The sequence below is a fragment of the Frankia sp. CcMO1 genome, from assembly GCF_977945845.1.
In genome coordinates this window covers 1-9714 of the sequence record NZ_CDWTMG010000185.1, presented here as the reverse complement: position 1 = coordinate 9714, position 9714 = coordinate 1, and the positions used below count along the sequence as shown (strand labels likewise).

Annotated in this window: 5 protein-coding genes and 1 tRNA gene; 2 read left to right on the top strand and 4 right to left on the bottom strand. The window is 67.9% G+C overall.

From position 1 onward, the window contains the following. Positions 1-40: 40 nt before the first annotated feature. Both AC08OU_RS18340 and nifJ read right to left on the bottom strand, forming a co-directional pair. Positions 41-640 carry a heme-binding beta-barrel domain-containing protein gene (locus AC08OU_RS18340; RefSeq protein WP_476602040.1) on the bottom strand — a complete coding sequence of 200 codons (600 nt, stop codon included), beginning with the start codon at positions 638-640 and terminating at the stop codon, positions 41-43. A gap of 331 nt (positions 641-971) precedes the next feature. After that, entirely contained in the window at positions 972-4493 is a 3522-nt protein-coding gene (gene nifJ / locus AC08OU_RS18335; protein WP_476605394.1) for a pyruvate:ferredoxin (flavodoxin) oxidoreductase, read from the bottom strand. A 217-nt stretch (positions 4494-4710) separates the two neighbouring features. Here nifJ and AC08OU_RS18330 point away from each other — a divergent pair, with 217 nt between their 5' ends. Together AC08OU_RS18330 and AC08OU_RS18325 are read left to right on the top strand one after the other, a co-directional pair. Next, a complete protein-coding gene (locus tag AC08OU_RS18330; protein ID WP_476605393.1) occupies positions 4711-5679 on the top strand; it encodes a ParA family protein in 969 nt (322 codons plus the stop codon). 213 nt (positions 5680-5892) lie between these two features. Then, positions 5893-5977 (top strand) — tRNA-Leu (locus AC08OU_RS18325). Here the strand turns inward: AC08OU_RS18325 and AC08OU_RS18320 are convergent. Both AC08OU_RS18320 and AC08OU_RS18315 read right to left on the bottom strand, forming a co-directional pair. Further along, positions 5942-7624, bottom strand: a complete 1683-nt coding sequence (locus AC08OU_RS18320) for a recombinase family protein (protein ID WP_476602181.1) — start codon at positions 7622-7624, stop codon at positions 5942-5944. The genes AC08OU_RS18325 and AC08OU_RS18320 overlap by 36 nt on opposite strands. 959 nt (positions 7625-8583) lie before the next feature. Beyond that, complete coding sequence (locus AC08OU_RS18315) at positions 8584-9612, bottom strand: DUF3560 domain-containing protein (RefSeq protein ID WP_476602182.1); 1029 nt, start codon at positions 9610-9612, stop codon at positions 8584-8586. Positions 9613-9714 lie beyond the last annotated feature (102 nt).

Genomic DNA, 9714 nt, shown 5'->3' with positions numbered 1-9714 from the left:
GATAGGCCGAGCGGCTGAGCCAAGCGGTTAAGCCGGGCGGCTAAGCGTCGGACAGGCGCCGCAGCACGTTGCGGTCCGTATGGGCGACCGGGTCGGACACCCGCTCGTGATCGATGGTGGTCGTGGAGGTGTAGGCGAAGCTCCCGTTATCGGTGACGGTGATGCTCACCTCGTAGCGGATGCTGTTCGCCGCGCGAGCCAGGTAGGGGTTGGACAGGATACCGTATGTGGGGGAGCCGGCCTGCGCCCGCAGGGTGAAGTCGGTCGCGTCCGGCGCCACGGCACCACCAGCGATCAGGACCGTACCGCGGGGCACCATGAAGCACCGCATGACGTGGCCGAGATCGGCGTCCCACAGCCAGTAGCCGATCTCAGTGTGGAACGCCTTCTCCTCGCCGGCCCGCCACGCGGCCATGTGGTAGTCGAGGCCGTAGAGACACTGCGGGCCGTTGTCCACGGGACCGAAGGGCTTGAAGGTGACCCTCTCGCGGTACGGGGTCTCGATAATCGAGCCCTCGGCGTTGCCGAAGGCAACGTCCACCCCCTGGTTGCCCTCCCACTCACCGGCCAGGGCCGCCAACGGACCGAACTCCGGGCCGGCTTTTCCCGTCTCCCCAGTCTTTCCCGTCTTTTCCGTCAAGGCGAACCCTCCTTGGGCGAGGAACCATCTATAGCCGGAACAAGCCCGGAACATCTCGACATTACTGTCAAATTCTTGCAAGCCGCTGTTGCGCGACTCTCAAGACGCGCAAGACGGCACATTCACCGTGCTCACGGATCCGCCATCAAGATCGAATATTTCACTGGTCTCATGGGGCACGGCGTCACTTTGGTGAGCACGGCGCCGCTTTGGAGTCGAAATGAAATAACTTGCGCGTTTCGAACCCTCCACAGGCCTGTGACCTGCGATGATGCTCTCGATCACGTATTTGTTACTTCATTACGTCCCCTTTGGTGATCACGGCGCCGCTTCAGTTTTGCGTGGTGGTGTTGCGGGGGTGGGCGGCTTCGTGTTCGTAGGTCTGCCAGCGCCCGAGGATGTCGCGTTGGGCGAGTGCCGCGAGCTCGTCGGCTTCGTCGGGGTTGACGGTGTTGAGGAGGGTGAACCGGGACTCGGTGGCGGCGAACTCGCTGAAGGGGATGGACGGTGCCCGCGAGTCGAGGGAGAACGGCCTTTCCGCTCGGGGGTCGACCCGGTAGAGCGGCCAGTATCCCGATTTCACCGCGGCTTTCTGGTGGGCCATGCCGTCGGTCATGGTGATGCCGTGGGCGATGCAGTGGCTGTAGGCGACAATGAGGGACGGGCCGTGCCAGCTGGCCGCCTCGTTGAAGGCTTTCACCGTGTGCTGGTCGTTGGCGCCGAGGGCGACCTGCGCGACGTACACGTCGCCGTAGGCGGCGGCGAGCAGCCCGAGGTCTTTCTTGCGGGTCCGTTTGCCGCCGCCGGCGAACTTCGCGACCGCGGCGCGCGGCGTCGACTTCGACGCCTGCCCACCGGTGTTGGAGTACACCTCGGTATCGAGGACGAGCACGTTGACGTCGCGCCCCGACGCGAGCACGTGGTCGAGGCCGCCGAAGCCGATGTCGTACGCCCACCCGTCCCCACCGATGATCCACACGCTTTTGTCGACGAGGTCGTCGAGAACAGCGTCGAGGGTGGTGTCGTGGTCGACGGTGGCCAGCCGTCGGCGTAGTTCGGCCACCCGCTGGCGTTGGTCGAGGATGCCGGCCTCGGTCGACTGGTCGGCGGTGAGCAGCGCCTCGACGAGCGTGCCGCCGACCGTCGCGGTCTGTGCGCGCAGCAGCCGGCGGGCCTCGCGGGCCCGGGTGTCGAGCGCGAGGCGTAGCCCGAGCCCGAACTCGGCGTTGTCCTCGAACAGCGAGTTCGCCCAGGCCGGGCCGCGGCCGTCGGTGCCCGCCGACCAGGGTGTGGTCGGCAGGTTGCCGCCGTAGATGGACGAGCATCCCGTGGCGTTCGCGACGATGATGCGGTCACCGAACAGCTGCGTGAGCAGTTTGAGGTAGGGCGACTCCCCGCAGCCGGCGCAGGCGCCGGAGAACTCGAACAGCGGCTCCCGTAGCTGCGAGCCGCGGACCGTGTCCGGTGGGGCGAGCGCCGGTGGGACCGCCGGCAGCGTTTCGCGGAACGCCCATCCGGCGCGTTCCTCCTCGAAGCGGGGTGCGGCGTCGACCATGTCCAGGGCGCGATGGCCCTCGATCTCCCGGCTCTTCGCCGGGCACGCCTCGACGCAGATGCCGCAGCCGGTGCAGTCGTCCGGTGCCACCTGCACCGCGAGCCGGAACGCCGCGAGGGTGCGGTCCTTCGGCTTTTTGTGCCGGAACGACGCTGGCGCGCCGGCGAGCTGCGCCGGCTCGAACAACGTCATCCGGATGGCGGCGTGCGGGCAGGAGATCGCGCACTTGCCGCAGTCGATGCACAGGTCCGCATCCCACACCGGAAGCTCGCGGGTCAGGCCGCGTTTCTCGTACCGGGCCGTCCCGACGGGGAAGGTGCCGTCAGCCGGTAGTGCGCTGACGGGAAGCAGGTTCCCCTCCCCCGCCATGATCCGCGCCGTCACCTGCCGGACGAACGCGGGCGCCTCGCCGAGCAGCTGCCGGCGCGCCTGCCCCGTGACCACACGAGCCTGCAGGTCGACCTCGTGCAGGGCGTCGAGCGCGGCATCGATGGCGGCGAAGTTACGCTGCAGCACGGCGTCACCGCGTTTGCCGCGGGCGGCGCGGACCCCGTCCTTGACCGCCGCGATCGCCTCGTCGCGGTCCAGCAGACCGGACAGCGCCAGGAAACAGGTCTGCAGCACCGGGCTTACGATCCCGGGCATGCCGGCCTGCTTCGCCACCCGGTCGGCGTTGACGACGAACAGGCGCGCACCCCGGTCAAGCAGGTGCCGCTGCGCGTCGGCCGGCAGATAGTCCCACACCTTCTCCGGCGCATGCGGGCTGTTGAGCAGCACGGTGGCACCCGGCGCGGCCACGGCGAGCACGTCCACCCGTTCCAGCAGCGAGGACTGATGACAGCCCACGTACTGGGCGTTCTGGATAAGCCACGGGGAGTCGACCGGTCGTGGCGACAGCCGCAGATGCGAGACCGTCATCGACCCCGACTTCTTGGAGTCGAACACAAAGTACGCCTGCGCGTGCAGCGGCGTGCGAGCGGCGACGATACCGGCCGTCGCCCGCGTGGCACCCACGGTGCCGTCGCTACCGAGCCCGTAGAACACCGCCCGCAGCACGTCATCCGGCTCCGGGACACGGTCGTCGTCCACCTCGAGCGACAGGTCCGTGACGTCGTCGCGGATACCCACCGTCACCTCCCGACGCGGCGCCGCGCCGGCCAGCTCGTCGAACACCGCCGCCGCCATCGCCGGGGTGAACTCCTTCGACGCCAACCCGTAACGGACACCGATCACCCGCGGCATCCGCTCGGGCCGTTCCGCGAACGCGGCGACGACGTCCAGCCGCAACGGCTCACCCGACGCGCCCGGCTCCTTCGTCCGGTCCAGGACCGCGACCGACCGCACCGTCGAGGGCAGGCACGCGAGCAACGCCCGGCCGTCGAAGGGACGGAACAAGCGGACCTGGACGAACCCGACCCGCTCGCCTCGCTCGACCAGCCGGGTGACCGCCTCCCGCACCGCCGACCGACCCGACCCCATGACGACCACGACCCGCTCGGCCTCGGGATGACCCTGATACTCGAACAGGCGGTAGGCCCGGCCCGTCGCCGCGGCCAGCCGGTCCATCACCCCCTGCACAATCCCGGGAACCGCGGCGTAGAACGTGTTCGACGCCTCCCGGGCCTGGAAGAACGTGTCGGGATCCTGGGTGGTGCCCCGGATCACCGGGCGGTCGGGGGACAACGCCCGGCGGCGATGGGCATCGATATGCTCGGCCGCCAGCAGACCACCTAGCGTGCCGTCGTCGAGCAACGCCACCTCGTTCAACTCGTGCGACGTGCGGAAACCGTCGAAGAAGTGCAGGAACGGCACCCGCGACTCGAGCGTTGCCGCCTGCGCCACCGCGGCCAGGTCATGCGCCTCCTGCGGCGACGCCGAACACAGCATGGCGAAACCGGTTGACCTCGCCGCCATCACGTCGCTGTGATCACCAAAGATCGACAGTGCGTGCGTGGCCACGGTCCGGGCCGCGACGTGGAGAACCATCGGCGTGAGCTCACCGGCGATCTTGAACATGTTGGGCAGCATCAGCAGGAGACCCTGCGAGGCGGTGAACGTCGTCGACAGCGCACCCGCCTGCAACGCCCCATGCACCGCGCCGGCGGCACCACCCTCGCTCTGCAGCTGGACGACCTCGGGCACCGCACCCCACAGGTTCGGGCGGCCCTTCGCCGCCCACGCATCGGCCAGCTCCCCCATAGCCGACGCCGGGGTGATCGGATAGATCGCGATCACCTCGCTCGCCCGGTAGGCCACCAACGCGGCGGCCTCGTTCCCATCGATCGTCTTCTGACCCATGCATCCCAGACTCAGGCGTCCGGAGACGGATCGAGGGGGGACTTCCTTCCCGTCCCCGAAGGCGGAAGTCACCAGTATCCGACTCCCGGCCACGTGACCGATCCAGAAACAGCCGTAGTCTGCTGGTGAACCGGACGCGGAAGCTTGAGGGTCCGGCCGAGGAGGCACGACGTCCCTCCGCCGCCGGGCGGAGCGCGCGACCGGGAGCGAGGATGCGGTGAAGGTCGTGGCGATCGCCAGCTACAAGGGCGGGGTAGGCAAGACCACGCTCACCGCAAACATCGGCGCCGCGATCGCCCGGCTGGGGAGACGGGTACTGATGATCGACCTGGACCCGCAGGCGAACCTGACCTTCTCCTTTTACCGGCCCGAGACCTGGCGGACGGACCTCGCCGACCACCGGAGAACCGTCAAGGCGTGGTTCGAGTCGTGGCGGCCGGAGACCACCCCACCGCCCCTCGCGGGGTACGTGACCACGCCGTCGATCGTCAACGCCGCCGTCGCCGCGGGCGGCAGCACGCTGGACCTGCTCGCGTCGCACCTCTCGCTCGGCGACATCGAGATGGACCTCACCGCCAGGCTGGGCGGGGCGCGGGCCCACCGGTCCACCAGGTACTACTTCGACGTCTACCAGCGGCTGGCCACCGGGCTGGCGTCCTTCTCCACGTACGACTACGACCTTGTGCTCATCGACTGCCCGCCGAACTTCGGAGTCATCACCCGGGCCGCGATCGCCGCCTGCGACCACCTGCTCATCCCGGCCCGGCCGGACAACCTGTCGACGCTGGGCATCGAACATCTGATGAGCAGACTGGGCCGGTTCGTCTGGGAGTACAACAGGGTCGCGGAGTTGCAGTCCGGGATGCATCCGGCCGTGAAACGACTCGAACCGCGGGTGCTCGGTGTTGTTCTCATGATGGTCCAGTACTACGGCGGTCGGCCGACCAGCTTCCTGCGGCCCTACATCCACCAGGCATCGAGTCTCGGACTTCCAGTGTTCGAGTCGATGCTCCGCGTAAGTAACCGGAGCTTCGCCGGAGCAGCTGGAACCCAACTGCCGGCGGTGCTGTCCGCAGATCTCCCGCCCGAGGTGGCCCGGGAGCTGATCAGCCTGGTCGAGGAGTTCCTCCGGCGGGTCGGGGCGGCCAGCCGCGGGGCGGGTCCGTTACGTAGGCCCGTCGCGTAGGCGAGATCCAGAGGCCCCGGCGCCCAGCCAGTCATGATCGACATTCTCCGAGACACACCTCGAGTAGTGATCCTGCCGCTTCTCGTTCTCGTCGAAGCGGGGCAGAACTCGCAAGTCGGGACTTGATCGTCTGGTGGTCGGGGGTAGCGACAACCACCCCCTTGGAGCGTGTAACATCGCAGTCGTTCGCGGGTGAGACATCCGCGACCACCTGTCCGGGTGGCGGAATGGCAGACGCGCTAGCTTGAGGTGCTAGTGCCCTTTAACGGGCGTGGGGGTTCAAGTCCCCCCTCGGACACTCTCGTTTGTACATGATTGCTTGAGGCTGGGCTTCGGCGATCACTCGGTGGGCTCCCGGCTCGTAGATCAGCTGGAGCCCGAGCTGGGTGTAGATCTCGGCCTTGTCGGCTGGGTCGGCCTCAGCGAGGACCGTGACGATGTCGCCCATGACGGTGACGATGTCGCTGATCTCCTGTTCAGTCATGCGCTGACGGTCGGTGGTGGTCCGGAGGCGGGCCTGGGCGGCGGCGCGTTCGGTGTTGGCTTTGGCGGTCCAGCGGGCGACGAGGGCGGGGTCGGTGCCGGCTTCGAGGGCGAGCCGGTATCGCTCCAGCTTGGCGTCGCAGTCGGCGACGGCCTTCCGTGCTTGGGCGAGGTTGGCGTCACGGCCGATGTCGGTGTCGTCGTCCTGGGCGGCGGTCAGGGCGGCGATGGTCACAGGGAGCCGGGGCGGGGTGAAGGCGCGGGCGAGCCAGCGGTCGAGGTGGGGGACGATGAGTTCCTCGCGGACGTAGACGCTGCGGGGGTGGTGGACGTGGTTGGCGAGGGCGTACTGGTCGGGGTAGACGCAGCGGTAGTGGGGTTTGCCGTTGTTCCAGCTGCCCTGCATCCGCCGCTGGCAGATCCCGCAGCGCATCCGCCCACGGAGCTGGTAGGGGTGCCGGGTGCGTTTGGGCTCGCGCGGCCCGCTCGGATCACGCTTGCGGGCGGCGTAGCGGGCTTTGACCTGGGCGAAGGTGTCGTCGTCGACCAGCGGCGGATGGACGATCGCGGCGGAGTAGATCCAGGTGTCGGGGTTGTTCCACCGCATTCGGGTCTCGTAGCCGAGGGCGACGTCCTCGGCGTCGAGAAGGACCTCGTCCTTGCGCTGGCGGTTCCAGACCTGACGGCCGGTGTAGCGGGGGTTGGTCAGGATGGCACGCAGCGCCGGTTTGAACCAGGCGATACCGGTCCTATGCGGGTTGCGTGCCGGATCATGCGCTGACGGGCTGGGGATGCCGTCGGCGGTGAGTCCCTCGGCGATCGCGTACAGCCCGCGGCCTGCGGCGTACTCGGAGAAGATCCTGGCCACGATGGGGCTGGTGACCGGGTCGGGTTCCAGGACGTGGAGGCGTTTGCCGTCGGCGGCCTTGGCCGGGTTGGGGTGGGGGCCGGCGTCGGCGATGCGGTAGCCGTAGGGCGGCCGGCCGCCGAGGTAGCGGCCTTCGGTCTTGGCCTGGGCTGCCATCGCGGTCCGTACCCGGATCTTGATGCGGTTCCGTTCTCCCTTCGACATGCCCCCGAACACTGACATGATCAGGTCGTGGGCTTCCGAGGTCGGGTCGATCGGCCCGCCGACCTCGGGCACCCACAGCGCGACGCGATAGTGGGTGAACAGCGGGAAGATCAGGCTGAACTGGTTGCCGTAGAACGCCCGATGCGGCTCGCCGATGACAACCGCATCGAAACCCCGATCGGGGTTCCGGAGGGCGTCGAGTAGCAGGCTGGCCTGTGGACGGCGCTTCCAGGGCAGGGACCGGGAGTGCCCGACGTCAAAGTACTCGGCGACGATCTCCCCGTGCTTCTCCGTCAGGGCTCGTGCGCGGGCGATCTGCCAGTTGCGGGAGGCCTCTGGATCCTGCTGGTCTTCGGTGGAGACCCTGCCGCAGAACGCGAGTCTGATCATGGGGGCGGTCCTTTGTGGTGAGGCGACGCGGATGAGTCTGAGGTGGGCGGATCTTTCCGCGGCATGTTCGCTTCGGTCCCGGGTGTTCGGCCGGAACGGGTGGATTGTGCTGCCAGCAGGATACGTAGCAGTGCCCGTGCCGCCGAGGGGGTGAGGGTCGGCGGCCCGTCCGGGAGGAGTATGAGAAAGACCTCGTCGCTTTGGGTGTCTTGATAGTAACGTCCAGCTCCATGGGGATGCTTATCCGCCTGCCGTCCATTCAGCGCGGGTCCAGGACCGTCGGGGGACGTTTTATGGTCGACCGAGCCCTCCGCATCATCCGGGGAGCAGCTTGCGTCTTGTCCTGGCCTGGTCATCGGCACGGCTTTGGCGCAGCGAAGGGGAGGGTGGGCCCAGGGTGGAGAAAGGGTGGTGTTCTGCGCGGGGTCCGAGGTGCGGCACCCCAACGGGGCAGGTAGATCGGCATCTGGGAACAGCCTGTGACGATGGGCAGGTGGGTCATGGGAGAAGGCTGGGTTCTGATGTCCCGGCCACCTTCCCGAAACTCTTCCCTGCTACGAATACCTGCCTGGTAACCCGCCGGGGACACACGGTCCGCGAGGCTCGCATAGCCCCGGTAGTCAGCCGGTAAGAAAAATCGTCGAACCTGCCACGCTCACGCCTTTGGCCATTTTATATTAAAACTCGATCTCGAAGGATTTAATTTCGGGAAGTGCCAGTTGAATCGGTGTCGGTATGTTGAGTTTCCCGAGAGTGAGCGGCATTCACTGGCACGATCTTCCCGTAACCGGGAATCGCGCCGTCAACGCACCCCACCTCGTATCGCTCGTCCGCGCCGGAGCACGCTTTGAACGCGGTCAGCTCATCGAACGCCCGGAGGCCTGCGCAGCAGGACCTCTGCCAGGCAGGACACAACCTTCGCCGGGAAGACAAACCCCAAGATGATCAACAGTCGGATGTCACTGCCGACGCAACAGCTGGTCACGCGCTACTTCGAGATGTGGAACGACGGAGACCCGGCGGTCGAGCACCTGGTCGTACGACAGACGCCACGTCTCTCCAGGGATGAAGACGTGAGGGATCGTTAGCGACTGCTTGTTGACCCGCAGCACCGTGTGCCAGCCGAACGACGAACGCACACGATCACCCTGTTGGAAGTCGGTTGGCCGCCAGACCTTCACGCCTGCGGCTTCCTGCTCGGCGACATTCCGCTTCCAGTAGTCGATCTCGGCGGCGCGTTGGGCGGCGTCCGCCTCGATGCCGGCCTTCCACACCGGGTCGGGTGGTACGCCGCCCTGGGCGACGCGGCGGGTCGCCTTCTCCAACGCCCGCTCCGCGGCACGCTGGTCGGCTTCCAACGTGCGGATGCGGCGCAGGGTGCGGGGAACGTTCTCCCGGTGCTGCTGGAACCGGGCCGCCGTCTCGGCCCGGTTCGCGTGGTAGCCAGCCTTGCCGGCTTCCTCGACCGAGGCGCGTTCGTGGCCGTCGGCGCGGGCCAGGTCCCGGCGGTGCCGGCCCTCCGAGTGGTGGCCGACCAGGATGGGCTGCCCTGGCGGGATGTGATCGCGGATGCCGCGGGCCGCCTTCCACCGGGCCTCGGCGCGGGCCGCCGCGCGACCGGCGGCATCGGCGTGGTAGTCGGCGCGATCCTCGGCCCGCTGGTTGCGGGCCGCTTCGAGCGCCGCGATGTCGGTGACTGGCGTCTCGTCGATCGCGATCTCGATTGGGTACCCGGCGGCGCGCAGCGCGTCGGCCAACTCGTTGATCCGGTAGGTGTCCGCGCCCCGTCCCCGGCTGTTTCGCCAAAACCAGGCTCCGCCGTCGCCGATGTGGCTCGACCAGCGGACCCGGTGCTTTGTGAAGATTGGTGACAGTGTCGGGTAGTCCGCTCGGCTGGCGCCTTCGACCAACGTCCCGGCTTCCCGGGTATGCCGGATCATGATCGTCCCGCGCTGGGTATTCTCCGGGGAGTTCCGCGTGTTTTCCATGCTTCCTCCGTGCGGGTTTCCTCTTTTCGGGGCTGTTTTTCGCTCTGGGGTTTGCGGTCGGGAGATGCGCCGGGCTTGTCCCGGAAGGAGGCAGCTGAAAGG